The organism is Aeromonas sp. 600724 (genome assembly GCF_049175135.1).
Taxonomy (GTDB): Bacteria; Pseudomonadota; Gammaproteobacteria; order Enterobacterales; family Aeromonadaceae; genus Aeromonas; species Aeromonas veronii_A.
Genome location: NZ_JAAKUM010000002.1, coordinates 249132 through 263168, shown reverse-complemented (window position 1 = coordinate 263168; position 14037 = coordinate 249132). Strand labels below are relative to the sequence as shown.

Genomic DNA, 14037 nt, shown 5'->3' with positions numbered 1-14037 from the left:
CTTACCAAGAAGCGCCCATCCCATGAGGTGGCGCGCACAGGAGCGTATGTGAGCACTGAACAAACATTGCCAAATCTGAGCCCAAATCTGGCCCCAAATCTAGCCCGCGAGGCGGGGGCGACCGAGCATAACGCGCGCGCTCGCGCCTATGCCCTGCAGCATACGGTCAAGACCGACAACCTGATCCCGGCCACTGTCTCTTACCAGAGTCAGGGGCGCCTGCTGCTGGTCGGCCCGGAAGATTGCATTCGCCGCGCTGCCAGCCTGCTGCCCGCCGGGGTGAAGCCCACTCTGCTGGTGACCGAAGCGGTCCACGATGCCGAGGCGGCCGATCTCGAAGCCATTTTCGATGCCACCGCATCCCTCGCGGCCCTGACCCTGCGCGAGCCGAGCCTGACAGGGTATCTGGGGCAGTTCCAGCTCACCGGCCTCAATGGTCAGGGCGAGCGGATTAATCTGGCTGGGCTTTGCTTCCCACAACAAGGCTTTCCACAACAAGCGGCTGCTGTCAGTGAACAGCCACGCTTTGATCTGGTGGCCGATCTGGGCCGCGCCCCGCTGTTTGCGCTGGAGCGCCCGCCGGTTGGTTATCTGCATCTGGCTGATGATCAAGGGCTGGCCGAACGGCTCGCCGAGCTCTGTGCGCTGACCGGTATCTTCGACAAGCCTCGCTATTTTCGTCTCGACCCCGAGGCCTGCGCCTTTACCGCCCGCGGCGTGCCCGGTTGCAGCCGCTGTCTCGATGTCTGCCCGACCGATGCGCTCAAGCCCATCAATGGTCGCATCCAGATCGATCCCCATCTCTGTCAGGGCTTTGGCAGCTGTGCCTCTGCCTGTCCGACCGGCGCCATTGCCTATCACCAGCCCGATGCCAATACCAGCGGCGACTACCTGCTGCGCTTGCTCAAGCACTACCGGGAGGCGGGTGGCGAAGCGCCGCAGCTCCTGATCGCCGGTGAAAGCGAGCGCGATTGGGTGGAAACGGAACTCATACGACTGCCCGCCAACTGGCTGCCAGTCTGGGTGGAGGAGAGCGCGAGTTTGGGTATCGAGAGCTGGTTCGCCGCCCTTGCCTATGGCGCCAGCGCGGTGCGCATTGTGCTGGGTGACGATGCCCCCGAAAGCGTCCGTGCGCTGGTTGAGCGGGAGCTGGCGAGCGCCGCCGTGCTGTTGGCGGGTGCCGGCCTTGCTGCCGATCGCATTGCTCTGTTTGACGCAGATGCTGGTGAGCCTGTTTCCGGCCAGTCGGCCGTTGCCCTGCTGGACAAGCCGCTCAAGGGGGACAAGCGGGAGAACCTGTTTGCTGCCTTCGATGCCCTCTGGCAGGCCAATGACGGGAGCCGCGAGCCGCTGGCAGTGCCTCATGGCGCTCCATACGGCAGTGTGGAACTCAAAGAGTCTGACTGCACCCTCTGCATGGGTTGCGTGGCGGTCTGCCCGAGTCGCGCCCTGCATGCGGTGGGTCATGCCCCCGGCCTCAACTTTATCGAGCAGGATTGTATCCAGTGCGGCATGTGCGAAAAGGCGTGCCCTGAGCAGGCCATCGTGCTGGTGCCCCGCTTGCAGCCTGTGCCCGAGGCGCGCCGCGCGGTGCAGAGCCTCAAGGCCGAAGAGGCCGCCTGCTGCATTCGCTGCTCCAAGCCGTTCGCGCCGGCCTCGATGATCCGCCGCATCCAGCAAAAACTGGCCGGTCACTCCCACTTCCAGAACGAGGCCGCCCAGCGGCTGCTGATGTGTGAGGACTGTCGGGTCAAGGATGTGTTTGCGGCGCTGGCGGCGGATCCCGTCTCCCAGCTCAAGGTATGAGGGGCCAGTGATGAGTGAACAACATAACGAAAAGGCCGGCGAACTGACCATGACCGAACTGGAACAGAGCAGCGCCGATCTCTACGCCCTGCTGGCAAGCCTCTGGCGCGCCGCCCCCCGTGGCGAACAGCTCGCCTGGCTGCAAGGGTTGCAGCCGATGCCGGGCCCCTTTGCCAGAGGGCTGGGGCTGGTGCAGCTGGCGGCGAGTAGCCACCACGAAAACGAGCTTGCCGAGGAGTATCAGGATCTCTTTATCGGGCTGGGGCGCGGAGAGATTGTGCCGTTTGCCTCCTGGTATCTCACCGGCTCATTGATGGAGCTGCCGCTGGCGGTACTGCGCGCAGACCTCCAGTCCCTCGGTTTTGAGCGCCAGAGCGGAGTGTGCGAACCGGAAGATCATCTCGCCGCCCTCTGTGAGGTGATGGCGGTACTGATTGGCGAGCAACACCCGGAGCGCAACCGCTTCTATGAGCGCCACCTTGCCCCCTGGGTACTCGCCTGCTGCCGCGATCAGCAACAGGCGAAAGGGGGCAGCTTCTACCGGGCGGTCGGGGCCCTTGCCGAAGATTTCTTCAAGCTGGAAAACGAATTGCGCCTGCCGTTTGGCGCCTGCGTGGTGCCGGGCTGAATGCCCCGAACCACCCACAACAAAACGAACAGACGAGATATCCCATTGGACGCGAAGCTGGCGCGCAGGCGCCGGACATTACAAAAACAGAGGTCACAAGAATGAGCGATGAAAAGCTGAAAGACCCGTCCCGCCGCAATCTGATCAAGGGAGTTGGCGTGGTCGCCACTATAGGCGTATTGGCCGGTGCCACCGGTCGGGTGGTGGGCAAAGAGGTGCTGACCCACGATACCAAGCCTGACAAGGGCTATCGGGAGACCCCCCATGTTCACGACTTTTATCGCACCCTGCGCGGCACTGACTGAGCCGGATCAGTGAAGGAGAACTCATGAAACTGACAAAACGAGCCGAGCAGCCCCAGGCGGGCGAGCAGGGCAATGAGGCCATCCGCGGTCAGGGGCTGACCCGTCGCGCCTTTATGGTCAACTCGGGTCTGGTGGCCGGTGGCGCCGTGGCCGCCGGTTGGTTGGCCCCTGCCATGATGCAGCGGGCCGAGGCCAAAACTGTGGCGGCCGAGGTGCCGGTCGAGGTGAAGCGCACCATCTGTTCCCACTGCTCGGTGGGCTGCGGCGTCTATGCCGAGGTGCAAAACGGCGTCTGGACCGGTCAGGAGCCGGCCTTTGATCACCCCTTCAACCTTGGCGGTCACTGCGCCAAGGGGGCGGCCCTGCGCGAGCACGGCCACGGTGAGCGTCGCCTCAAGTACCCGATGAAGCTGGTGGGCGGCAAGTGGCAGCGCATCAGCTGGGATCAGGCCATCGAAGAGGTGGGCAACGAGGTGCTGCGCCTGCGCAAGGAGTCCGGCCCCGACAGCGTCTACTGGCTCGGCTCCGCCAAGCACTCCAACGAGCAGGCCTACCTGTTTCGCAAGATGGCGTCGCTTTGGGGCACCAACAACGTGGATCACCAGGCGCGGATCTGCCACTCCACCACGGTCGCTGGCGTAGCCAACACCTGGGGCTACGGCGCCATGACCAACAGCCTGAACGACATGCACAACAGCAAGTCGATCATGTTTATCGGCTCCAACCCGGCGGAGGCCCACCCGGTCGCCATGCAGCACATCCTGCTGGCGAAAGAGCGCAACGGCTGCAAGATCCTGGTAGTCGACCCGCGTCGCACCCGCACCGCCGCCAAGGCTGACATGTACCTCTCTCTGCGTCCGGGTACCGACGTCGCCTTTATCTGGGGCATGCTCTGGCACATCTTCAAGAACGGCTGGGAAGACAAGGAGTTCATCCGCACCCGTGTCTACGGCATGGATGAGGTGCAAAAAGAGGTGGCGCGCTGGACCCCGGCGGAAGTAGAGCGGGTGACCGGCCTCAACGAACAGCAGGTCTATGGCGCTGCCAAGCTGCTGGCCGACAACCGTCCCGGCTGCGTGGTCTGGTGCATGGGCGGTACCCAGCACACCACAGGCAACAACAATACCCGCGCATACTGCATCCTCGAACTGGCTCTCGGCAACGTGGGCAAGAGCGGGGCGGGCACCAACATCTTCCGTGGTCACGACAACGTGCAGGGGGCCACCGACTTTGGCGTCACCTCCGACTCCCTGCCCGGCTACTACGGGCTGGAAGAGGGCTCCTGGAAGCACTGGGCCCGGGTGTGGGATGTGGATTACGAGTGGATCAAGGCCCGTTTCGACAACAAGGCCTACAACGGCAAGCTGCCGATGAACAATAACGGCATTCCGGTCTCCCGCTGGGTGGACGGGGTGCTGGAGAACGCCGATCTGATCGAGCAGGGCTCCAACATCCGCGCCATGTTCTACTGGGGCCATGCGGTCAACTCCCAGACCCGCGGCCCGGAGATGAAGAAAGCGATGCAAAAGCTCGACATGATGGTGATTGTCGACCCGTATCCCACAGTCGCCTCGGTGATGAACGATCGCACCGACGGCGTCTACCTGCTGCCGGCCACCACCCAGTTCGAGACCTATGGCTCCGTCACCGCCACCAACCGCTCCATGCAGTGGCGCGACAAGGTGATAGAACCCCTGTTCGAATCCAAGGTCGACCACGAGATCATGTATCTGCTGAGCAAGAAGCTCGGTTTTGCCGACCAGCTGTTCAAGCACATCAAGGTGGAGAACAACCAGCCGCTCTTGGAAGACATCACCCGCGAATACAACCGCGGCATGTGGAGCGTGGGCTACACCGGCCAGAGCCCGGAGCGGCTCAAGGCGCACCAGCAGAACTGGCACACCTTTCACAAGACCAACCTCAAGGCCGAGGGCGGCCCGGTCAGCGGCGAAGTGTACGGCCTGCCCTGGCCCTGCTGGGGCACCCCTGAGATGAAACACCCCGGCAGCCACATCCTCTACGACACCAGCATTCCGGTGTCGGAAGGGGGCGGTGGTTTCCGCGCCCGCTTCGGCATCGAGTATCAGGGCGTCTCGCTGCTCGCCGAAGACTCCTGGCCGAAGGGGAGTGAGGTGGAAGACGGCTATCCCGAGATCACTGCCGACCTGATGAAGCAGCTCGGCTGGTGGGATGAGCTGACCGAGGCCGAGAAGAAAGAGGCCGAGGGCAAGAACTGGAAGACTGACCTCTCCGGCGGCATCCAGCGGGTGGCCATCAAGCATGGCTTTGTCCCCTATGGCAACGCCAAGGCGCGCTGCGTGGTGTGGACCTTCCCGGATCAGGTGCCCAAGCACCGCGAGCCGCTCTACACCCCGCGTCGGGATCTCTTGGCCGACTACGCAACCTGGCCCGATGCCAAGAGCCTGTGGCGCCTGCCGACCCAGTACGCCTCGGTGCAGGAGAAGGATGTCAGCAAGGAGTTCCCGATCATCCTCACCTCCGGCCGTCTGGTCGAATACGAGGGGGGCGGTGACGAGACCCGCTCCAACCCCTGGCTCGCCGAGCTGCAGCAGGAGATGTTTGTCGAGATGAACCCGGCGGATGCCAACGACGTCGGGGTGCGCGACGGTCAGGATGTGTGGGTCGAGGGGCCGGAAGGGGGTCGGGTCAAGGTGAAGGCTCTGGTGACTCCGCGGGTCAAACCGGGGCTCGCCTTTATGCCGTTCCACTTCGGCGGCCACTTCGAGGGCAAGGATCTGCGATCCAAATATCCGGAAGGGTCTGACCCCTATGTGCTGGGGGAGTCGGTCAACATAGTCACCACCTATGGTTATGACCCGGTCACCCAGATGCAGGAGACCAAGGTCACCCTGTGCCGTTTTCGCAAAGTAGGAGCCTGATCCCATGGCCAGAATGAAATTCATGTGTGACACCAAGCGCTGCATCGAGTGCAACGGCTGTGTGACGGCGTGCAAGAACGAGAACGACGATGCCCTCGAGTGGGGCATCCAGCGCCGCCGGGTGGTAACCCTCAACGACGGCCTGCCAGGTGAGACCTCCATCTCGGTCGCCTGCATGCACTGCACCGACGCCCCCTGCATGGCGGTCTGCCCGGCCGACTGCTTCTATCACACCGACGACGGCATAGTGCTGCACAACAAGGATCTCTGCATCGGTTGCGGCTACTGCCTGTTTGCCTGCCCGTTCGGGGCGCCCCAGTTCCCGAAAACCGCCGCCTTTGGCGATCGGGGCAAGATGGACAAGTGCACCTTCTGCGCCGGCGGCCCGGAAGAGGATCACAGCGAGGCGGAGCGCCAGAAGTACGGTGCCAACCGCATCGCCGAGGGCAAGCTGCCCATGTGTGCCGAGCTCTGCTCCACCAAAGCACTGCTGGCAGGGGATGCGCAGGTGATCTCCGATATCTTCCGCGAGCGGGTTGCCTATCGCGGTGCCAAGGATGCGGCTTGGGGTAATGGCGATGAGCTGTTCCACGATGCCAGCAAGCTGAACAAGCAGGGAGGGGCGGCATGAAAACCTGGCTAATGGCCCTGTTTGCTGCCCTGCTGCTGGTGAGTACCGCAAGTTTCGCCGATGCCGAGAAAGAGGCGGTCGGCTTTGCCGGCGCCGATTATTGGCGGGCGGTGAAGGATGGGCAGGAGGGGGTGACCACCTCCCGCTCGCCGGAGCACGGAGTGCTGATCTCGGTGCCGGGCCAGCTCTGGTTCGAGGTGAAGACCAAGTGGGTGTCGCCGCTCGGCGCCATCGCCATCTTCGGCTCCTTGGCCATGTGCGGCCTGATGTATCTGGTGGTGGGGCAGACCAAGCTCTCCAAACCGCGCACCGGGCGCAAGCTCAAGCGCTGGAGCAGGCTGGATCGGGCGCTGCACTGGACCACGGCGGCCATGTTCCTGACCCTCTCCGGGTCGGGGCTGGCCATCATCTACGGCAAGTACTTCATCAAGCCGGTGGTGAGCCTCGGGGTGTGGGAGAACTGGATCTGGTTTGCCAAGGTGTTCCACAACTACGTGGGGCCGCTCTTCTTCCTCTGCCTGATGGGGGTGCTCATCAAGTGGTTCCGCCACAACATCGTCAACATGGTGGATGTGCAGTGGTTCATGAAGTTTGGCGGCATGCTCGGCAAGCACAAGGGGAGTCACCCCTCGGCGGGCTTCTCCAACGGTGGCGAGAAGGCGATCTTCTGGCTGCTGATCTGGTTTGGCGGCATTGTGGTGGCGACCGGGCTGTTCCTCGACTTCCCCATCTTCGGCCAGCTGCGCCGTCAGATGGAGTGGGCCAGCTTTATCCATATCGTCGGTGCCTTGATCCTTATCTGCGGCTTTATCTTCCATATCTACATGGGCCTGTTCCAGCTGGAAGGGGCGCTGGAGGGGATGGTGACCGGCGAGGTGGACGAGACCTGGGCCAAGGAGCACCACGACCTCTGGTATGAAGAGGTAAAACACACTCTCGATGAGCCCAAGGCGGGCAAATCAAGCTGATGGTCGACAAAGAGTAAAGAGAAGGGGCGCTGCGGCGCCCCTTTTGATGGCGGGTCGATGGTGATGGCAAATTGATTGAGCGATGCCGCAAACGGCGATGGTTTTTTGGGCCACCTTGAGCAACAGTAACAGGGGGTTCCATTCATACAAGGGATGACAAATGATGAGAAAAGCATGGCTGGCAGCGGTATGTGCATCTGCGCTCTTCGGTGGTATTGCGGGCGTGGCGCAGGCGGCTGACGGGATCAAGACTCAGCAGGTGCAGTTCAAGAAGGGGGAGTCAGGGGCGACTATCAACGGCACCATTCAGGGTAGCCAGACCCTCGATTACAAGCTGACGGCCAACAAGGGCCAGAGCATGGTGGTGATCCTGACCGGCAAGCCCTACTTCAATATTCTGCCGCCGGGCAGCAAGGGGGAGGCGATGTTTATCGGCTCTACGGAAGGGAACAACTTTGAGGCAACCCTGCCCGCCAAGGGCACTTATACCATTCGGGTCTACCAGATGGGGGCGGCCGAGAGCAGCAAGGCCAAGACGCCGTTCAAGCTAGAGGTGGGCATCAGCGGCTAATGCCAGCAGCTGACAAGCATCACAGAGGTGGCGGCCACAAAGGGCCGCCACCGTTGTTTTATCCTCTCTTTTTTTGCCTCGCCAAGGTTAATAGTCCCCCCGGGAAAGCCGTTCGAAGTAGCGCTGATAACGTCCGCTGGCGATGGCCTGCTGCAACTGCTGATTGAACTGATCCCGCAGTTTGGCTGAATCGGGCATCTTGCGCGGGAACATCACGAAGCTGTCGTTGCGCAGAAAAGGGGTCTGACTGTGGGTGATGAGTGCCGCGCTGGCGGGGTCGAGCTGGCTCTGCAACTCGGCCAGGCCGACTCGCAGCTCTTGCGGATAGAGGTCGATCCGCCCGCGCAGCAGCTTGCCGAAATTCTGTTTCACGTCGGTGACTTTCTGTTGGGTTACCTTGCCATCGACCACCATCTTGTCCAGATCTGGCCCGTAGCTATAGGCGATATCGCCCCCCAACCGCATGCCGATGATCTGCTCAAGGCGCTCGGCTTGCAGCTGCCGTGATTTGAGGGAGAAGAAGACAAACTGCTCCTGCAGCACCGCTTCGCTGAACAGAAAATCCTGCTCCCGCTCCGGTTTGTGCATCCAGACGGCGGTGGCGTCGTAGAGCTGGCTGTTGGCCGCCAGCGAATAGACCCGGCCCCAGGGGGCGAAGTGGAACTTCACCTCATAGCCCGCCTCCTTGAACAGATCGCTGATAAGGTGGGCCACGGGACCGTGCTGTTTTGACTGCTCGGAGACGAAAGGGGGCCATTCACCCACGATGATGTTGAGCACCCGGCCCGGTGCGGCGAGAGCCGACTGGCAGGTCAGAAACAACCACAGAGCAAGCAGCGGGATCAGGCGCATGGCAGAAAGAAGGGGACGCAGGCTGGCAGAGGCGAGGGCATCAGGTCACTCCCGGCTGTGATGCGGTGAAAGGGGCTGGGTTGCCCGCAATGCTAACATGAGTCTCATTCATTGCCGTGGATATTTGTCTCGCCGGGGCCGCCAGGCGCCTATTTTGGCCGCAGGGTATGCCCAAGCTCACAAAACCGATCGAGTAAACGTCATATGATTGATTTCATTATGAGTCTTGCTCTCCTGCCGAACGGCAATTTCACGTAAATCAAAGAGAATGACTATGGCTACCGGACAATATCTGCTGTGGAAAGATGCACAGGGACAGGATTTTCGCCCCGTTGCACTGACCGGCACTGATCTGCTTAACAATCGATACCTCAACAAGGGCACGGCCTTCACCGAACAGGAGCGGGCCGATTTTGATCTCGATGGTTTGCTGCCGCCTCAGGTACAAACTTTTGAAGCTCAGCTCGAGCGAGTGTATGAGGGGTTCAAGAGCGCTTGCAGCGATATCGAGAAGTACCAGAACCTGCGTGCCCTGCAGGATCGCAACGAGACTCTCTTCTATGCCCTGTTGTCACGCCATGTGGAGGAGATGACTCCCTACATCTATACCCCGACCGTGGGCAAGGCGTGCCAGGAGTTCAGCCACCGCTTCCAGAAGCCGCGCGGCCTCTACATCACTCCGGACAACGTGGATGATATGGGCAGTCAGGCCCGCCACTTCGATGCCAAATCGATCCGCATCATAGTCGTCACCGACAGCCAGGGCATTCTGGGGATCGGCGACCAGGGTGTTGGCGGCATGGGCATCCCCATCGGCAAGCTGGCGCTCTATACCCTGGGAGCCGGTATTCACCCCGCCTGCTGCATGCCCATCGCGCTGGATGTGGGCACCGACAACCAGAAACTGCTCGATGATCCCATGTATCTGGGCCGCCCCCACAAGCGTATTCGCGGCAAGGAGTACGAAGAGTTCATCGACAAGTTTGTGCAGGGGGTCAAACGCCACTTCCCCAATGCCGTGCTCCAGTGGGAAGACTTCAGCAAATCCAATGCCTTCAACAATCTGGCCCGCTACCAGCAGTCACTGCCGTCATTCAACGATGATATTCAGGGCACCGGTGCCGTGGTGCTGGCCGGTATCATCGGCGCGGTCAAGGTCAAGGGGGAGACCCTGGGCCAGCAGAACTATCTGGTCTATGGCGCTGGCGCCGGTGGGGTTGGCGTCGCGGATCAGATCTGCGCGGGGATGATCCGCGAGGGGATGGATCCGCAGGCGGCCCGCGATCGCATCTACATTCTGGATACCCAGGGGCTGGTGTGCGACAACCGGGACGGGCTCGACGAGTACAAGCGTCGCTACGCCAAACCTGGGCTGCTGCTGGCGGGTTGGGATACCGAGGTGCCCGGCAAGGCCAATCTGGCCGATGTGCTGCGTCATGTGCCCATTACCGTGTTGCTGGGTACCAGTGGCTCGGGCGGGGCCTTCCAGGAAGAGCACATCCAGCTGATGCTGCAGCATTGCGAGCGCCCCATGGTGTTCCCGCTCTCCAACCCTACCGCCAACTGTGAAGCGCTGCCGGAAGATATCTACCGCTGGAGCAAGGGCAAAGCCATCGTTGCAACCGGCAGTCCGTTCAAGGATGTGAGCTACGAGGGGCAGGAGTTCCGGGTCGGGCAGGGCAACAACGTCTTTATCTTCCCCGGTGTAGGTCTGGCGGCCATCGTCAGCCAGATCCGCGAGATCACACCCGATGTCTTCACTACCGCCGCCTTTGCGCTGGCTGAGTGCGTGAGCGAGGTGGACCTGGCGAAAGGGGCCGTGTATCCCCGCATTCGCGAGCTGCGCAGCATCTCGGTGCATGTGGCGACCGCCGTGCTCAAGGATATCGTGCGCCGGGATCCCTCCCACCCACTGATCGGTCAGGATCTGCAGCAGCATATCCTCAACCACATGTGGGAGCCGGTTTACCTGCCCTATCGTCGGGTATAACCGCGTATTCACCGTCCGGATAACGGGTCGGTAAAGATGACAAGGGGGTAGCGCTGCTACCCCCTTTCGTTTACCCCGTGGCATTCACTAAATTCGCAATGGTCGCCAGCGCCCTTCCTGATTGCGACAGGCGGTATCCTGCCACTGCTGGCTCGCCTTGCCGATATAGAGTTGCTCGCGATAGTCGCGACACCACTCCCCGCTGGTATGGCGGAAGGTGCGCAGCGGCGTGACGCTACCCGAGTGACGATTAGCCGGATTGAACCAGGTGAGGCTCTGCCCTTTGGTGCGGGTTTCCAGCGCCTTGGCAAGGGCCTGATTGGCCAGTTGAATATCTGCCTTATCCATCTGATGGTAAAGCGGCGGAGTGTCGACCGTGGCGCAGCCAGCGAGGCCGAGCAGGAGGAGTGTTAGCAGATAACGCATCATGGTTGCCCCTGTTGGCGAAAGCCGTTGTTGAGCAGCGCCCGCTCCTGCTCATCGGTAAGCACTTGCTGACGATCGTCGACCGTGCCGTCACCTCTTAGTTTGTTGCCGTTGGCATCGACAGCATCCACACCGTTGTCATCGACCGTGCCATCGCCCCTGAGTTTGTTGCCGTTGGCATCGACAGCATCCACGCCGTTGTCATCGACCGTGCCGTCACCTCTGAGCTTGTTGCCGTTGGCATCGACGGCATCCACGCCGTTGTCATCGATGGTGCCGTCACCTCTGAGCTTGTTGCCATTGGCATCGACGGTATCTACACCGTTGTCATCAACGCCATTGCCAAATCCGCGGCCACCCCCATGGCGTTCTCCCCCTGCATGTTTTTCTCCACCAGCATGCCGTTCACCTCCACCATGCTGCTCTCCGCCGGCATGCTCGCCCTGGCCGCCACTGTCATCGCTGCCCCCATCGCTGTCGCTGCCACCGCCGCTGTCGCTGCCTCCGCCGCTGTTGCTGCCTCCGCCGCTGTTGCTGCCTCCGCCGCTGTTGCCACCACCACTGCTGCTGCCCCCACCACTGCTGCCCCCACTGCCACCATCGCCATCTTTGTTGTGAACGATCAGCTCATTGGCGATGTAGCTGTGGCTGCCATCGAGCAGCAGATTGAAGAGTGCGGTAGTGGGAGGCGCCTCGATCCAGCAGAGTGACTCAACCAGCAGTAATTCCGGCTGGGATTGCAGGGCCAGATTGCCCGTCACCATGACAGGTGCCGGGCGACACATTATCTGCATGCCGGTAAATAGCGGCAGCACTGCCAGTTGCGGGTTTTCGGTTCGTGTCATGGCCGGTGAGATGGCTGCCCAGCCCCGCGTGGTCAGCAGAGGGTGTTCTGCGGTAAAGAACGGGGGCAGATCATTGATCCCGTAGAGTCTGCGTTTGCCCAGTATGACCCGTTCGACCGCCAGGATCCGGTTACTGCCGCCGTGTTGATCCAGCACTCGTTCACCGACCCGGAGCGTCTCTATGGGGCGGGTGGAGCCATCGGCCATCGTGATGCGAGTGCCGGCGATAAAGCAGGACTTGGCATAGGCCTGATTCATTTGCCACTCATTGTGGGCGAAATCATAACTGAACGGGTTTGCAAACAGGGCGAGTGCGATGGCCGAGCCAATAAGCAATCTGCGCTGGCTGGCCTTGAATGGGGGCTGTGACATGGGGACTCCTTGTCCATCTTGATTCACAGGATCCATTATAGAGCGCCCCCTAGCGGTGGCATCTTTGACCATGAACACAATAAACATGATGGAAAAACGATTGGCGTTCGTCACAATAATGCGTAAAATCGCATACTCGATGCTTGTAGCAACGAATCCCGCCTAAAAAGCCAGTTTCATGCCCTTCCCAAGCAGTAAAAGGTAACAGGTGACGTATTTGTGTTCATTTTGTGCCTTGAAAAAGTCTTGTGATGACTGAAAAGTGATAAATATCCCCATCAGTTATCAAAAAATTAAGGACATCCATGTTTTCCTTAGTCAAGCAAAGTGTCGCCGGGCTGCAAATCCTGTTTGTCGCCTTCGGTGCCATGGTTCTGGTGCCCCTGCTCACCGGACTGAACCCCTCCATGGCCCTGCTTGGCGCCGGTGTGGGCACCCTGTTGTTCCAACTCTGCACCCGCCGCCAGGTCCCGATTTTCCTCGGTTCCAGCTTTGCCTTCATCGCTCCCATCATCTACGCCACCCAGACTTGGGGATTGCCATCCACCATGTTTGGCCTGTTTGCCGCCGGTTTCATGTATTTCATTCTGGCTGCGCTGATCCGGGCAAAAGGGATGGGTTTTGTGCACAAATTGCTGCCCCCGGTGGTGATTGGCCCGGTGATCATGGTGATCGGTCTTTCTGTGGCTCAGGTTGCCTGCAACATGGCGATGGGCCGCGCCGGTGGTGAGCAGGTGGTTCCTGCGGGGACTGCGCTGACGCTGGCCGGTATCTCGCTGGCGGTCACCCTGATTGCCGCTGTGTTCTGCAAGGGGTGGATCAAGCTGATCCCCATCCTGTGCGGTGTGATTGCCGGTTATGTCTCGGCGGTGTTCATGGGCCAGGTGAGTTTCGATGGCATGGTGAACGCCCCCTGGCTGGCGCTGCCCCACTTCGAAACCCCGGAGATCAACTGGGCTGCTGCGTTGTTCATGTTGCCGGTAGCCATCGCCCCCTGTATCGAGCATATCGGTGGCGTGTTGGCGATTGGTGGCGTGACTGGCAAGGATTACACCAAGGATCCGGGTTTGCACCGTACGCTGGCCGGTGATGGCATCGGCGTCTGCTTCGCCGGTTTCATCGGTGGCCCACCCGTGACCACCTACGCCGAAGTGACCGGTGCCGTGATGATCACTCGTAACTTCAATCCGGTCACCATGACCTGGGCTGCGGTGTTTGCCATCATTCTGGCCTTCTTCGGCAAGTTCAATGCGCTGCTCACCTCCATCCCGATGCCGGTGATGGGCGGTATCATGCTGCTGCTGTTCGGATCCATCGCTGCCATCGGTCTCAAGACGCTGGTGGAATCCAAGGTGGATCTGGGGCTGTCACGCAATATCGCCATCGTCGCCGTGACTCTTACTGTCGGTGTCGGTGCGCTGGAGATGAAGATTGGCGACTTCGCGCTGGCCGGTGTTGGCCTGGCCTCCGTTGCCGCCATCCTGCTCAACCTGATCCTGCCTGCGCACTCCGAAGAGGGTGTGATGGACGCGGCCAAGGATTGAGTTTCACCAGACGTTCACGTTGACTTGTAGAAGGCCACCTCGCGGTGGCCTTCTCTGTTTCGGTTATCTAGCGCCACTTTTCGGCTCGGCGGAGCTCATCTGGAATCTAATTTGGAAGCAGATGAGGGGGTTAGCACTCTCATTTGACGTATCTCTTTTCGTGACCTTAGCTAAAGGACAGGTTTGGCTCTGAGGTCTC

Annotated in this window: 12 protein-coding genes; 9 read left to right on the top strand and 3 right to left on the bottom strand. The window is 61.0% G+C overall.

The features are described 5' to 3' along the window. Positions 1 to 48 precede the first annotated feature (48 nt). From G5168_RS03375 to G5168_RS03345, 7 genes are all read left to right on the top strand, one after another. The gene (locus G5168_RS03375) at positions 49 to 1806 is read left to right on the top strand and encodes a 4Fe-4S dicluster domain-containing protein (protein ID WP_421251839.1); all 1758 of its coding nucleotides are present in this window, start codon (positions 49 to 51) and stop codon (positions 1804 to 1806) included. A gap of 10 nt (positions 1807 to 1816) precedes the next feature. After that, positions 1817 to 2434 carry a TorD/DmsD family molecular chaperone gene (locus G5168_RS03370; RefSeq protein WP_058058400.1) on the top strand — a complete coding sequence of 206 codons (618 nt, stop codon included), beginning with the start codon at positions 1817 to 1819 and terminating at the stop codon, positions 2432 to 2434. A gap of 101 nt (positions 2435 to 2535) precedes the next feature. Continuing rightward, a complete protein-coding gene (locus tag G5168_RS03365) occupies positions 2536 to 2739 on the top strand; it encodes a transcriptional initiation protein Tat (RefSeq protein ID WP_058393425.1) in 204 nt (67 codons plus the stop codon). Between the two features lie 23 nt (positions 2740 to 2762). Beyond that, positions 2763 to 5639 (top strand): formate dehydrogenase subunit alpha, encoded by a 2877-nt coding sequence (locus G5168_RS03360; protein ID WP_374508730.1) that lies wholly within the window; start codon positions 2763 to 2765, stop codon positions 5637 to 5639. Between the two features lie 4 nt (positions 5640 to 5643). Continuing rightward, positions 5644 to 6270 carry a formate dehydrogenase FDH3 subunit beta gene (fdh3B, locus tag G5168_RS03355; RefSeq protein ID WP_005334799.1) on the top strand — a complete coding sequence of 209 codons (627 nt, stop codon included), beginning with the start codon at positions 5644 to 5646 and terminating at the stop codon, positions 6268 to 6270. Further along, on the top strand, positions 6267 to 7238 hold the full coding sequence (locus tag G5168_RS03350; protein ID WP_005334792.1) for a formate dehydrogenase subunit gamma: 972 nt from the start codon (positions 6267 to 6269) through the stop codon (positions 7236 to 7238). The genes fdh3B and G5168_RS03350 overlap by 4 nt, the downstream gene beginning before the upstream one ends. Positions 7239 to 7398: 160 nt before the next feature. Beyond that, complete coding sequence (locus tag G5168_RS03345; RefSeq protein WP_013723543.1) at positions 7399 to 7809, top strand: hypothetical protein; 411 nt, start codon at positions 7399 to 7401, stop codon at positions 7807 to 7809. A gap of 87 nt (positions 7810 to 7896) precedes the next feature. Here the strand turns inward: G5168_RS03345 and G5168_RS03340 are convergent, their stop codons facing one another. After that, positions 7897 to 8661 carry a substrate-binding periplasmic protein gene (locus tag G5168_RS03340; RefSeq protein WP_227342187.1) on the bottom strand — a complete coding sequence of 255 codons (765 nt, stop codon included), beginning with the start codon at positions 8659 to 8661 and terminating at the stop codon, positions 7897 to 7899. A 274-nt stretch (positions 8662 to 8935) separates the two neighbouring features. Between G5168_RS03340 and G5168_RS03335 the strand changes: the two genes are divergently transcribed. Continuing rightward, a complete protein-coding gene (locus tag G5168_RS03335) occupies positions 8936 to 10651 on the top strand; it encodes an NAD-dependent malic enzyme (protein ID WP_058055721.1) in 1716 nt (571 codons plus the stop codon). A gap of 87 nt (positions 10652 to 10738) precedes the next feature. Here G5168_RS03335 and G5168_RS03330 read toward each other — a convergent pair whose 3' ends face one another. Together G5168_RS03330 and G5168_RS03325 are read right to left on the bottom strand one after the other, a co-directional pair. Further along, entirely contained in the window at positions 10739 to 11080 is a 342-nt protein-coding gene (locus tag G5168_RS03330; protein ID WP_227342189.1) for an RT0821/Lpp0805 family surface protein, read from the bottom strand. Continuing rightward, positions 11077 to 12294, bottom strand: a complete 1218-nt coding sequence (locus G5168_RS03325) for a hypothetical protein (RefSeq protein WP_421251838.1) — start codon at positions 12292 to 12294, stop codon at positions 11077 to 11079. Before G5168_RS03325 ends, G5168_RS03330 begins: the two co-directional genes overlap by 4 nt. A gap of 305 nt (positions 12295 to 12599) precedes the next feature. On the opposite strand from G5168_RS03325, the gene G5168_RS03320 reads away from it, so the two are divergent. After that, the gene (locus G5168_RS03320) at positions 12600 to 13838 is read left to right on the top strand and encodes a uracil-xanthine permease family protein (RefSeq protein ID WP_005347636.1); all 1239 of its coding nucleotides are present in this window, start codon (positions 12600 to 12602) and stop codon (positions 13836 to 13838) included. Positions 13839 to 14037 lie beyond the last annotated feature (199 nt).

Coding starts and splice junctions, on each gene's coding strand:
- G5168_RS03345 (WP_013723543.1), top strand. CDS start 7,399: ATGATGAGAAAAGCATGGCTGGCAGCGGTATGTGCATCTGCGCTCTTC.
- G5168_RS03325 (WP_421251838.1), bottom strand. CDS start 12,294: ATGTCACAGCCCCCATTCAAGGCCAGCCAGCGCAGATTGCTTATTGGC.
- G5168_RS03350 (WP_005334792.1), top strand. CDS start 6,267: ATGAAAACCTGGCTAATGGCCCTGTTTGCTGCCCTGCTGCTGGTGAGT.
- G5168_RS03320 (WP_005347636.1), top strand. CDS start 12,600: ATGTTTTCCTTAGTCAAGCAAAGTGTCGCCGGGCTGCAAATCCTGTTT.
- G5168_RS03360 (WP_374508730.1), top strand. CDS start 2,763: ATGAAACTGACAAAACGAGCCGAGCAGCCCCAGGCGGGCGAGCAGGGC.
- G5168_RS03370 (WP_058058400.1), top strand. CDS start 1,817: ATGAGTGAACAACATAACGAAAAGGCCGGCGAACTGACCATGACCGAA.
- G5168_RS03335 (WP_058055721.1), top strand. CDS start 8,936: ATGGCTACCGGACAATATCTGCTGTGGAAAGATGCACAGGGACAGGAT.
- G5168_RS03340 (WP_227342187.1), bottom strand. CDS start 8,661: ATGCGCCTGATCCCGCTGCTTGCTCTGTGGTTGTTTCTGACCTGCCAG.
- G5168_RS03330 (WP_227342189.1), bottom strand. CDS start 11,080: ATGATGCGTTATCTGCTAACACTCCTCCTGCTCGGCCTCGCTGGCTGC.
- G5168_RS03365 (WP_058393425.1), top strand. CDS start 2,536: ATGAGCGATGAAAAGCTGAAAGACCCGTCCCGCCGCAATCTGATCAAG.
- fdh3B (WP_005334799.1), top strand. CDS start 5,644: ATGGCCAGAATGAAATTCATGTGTGACACCAAGCGCTGCATCGAGTGC.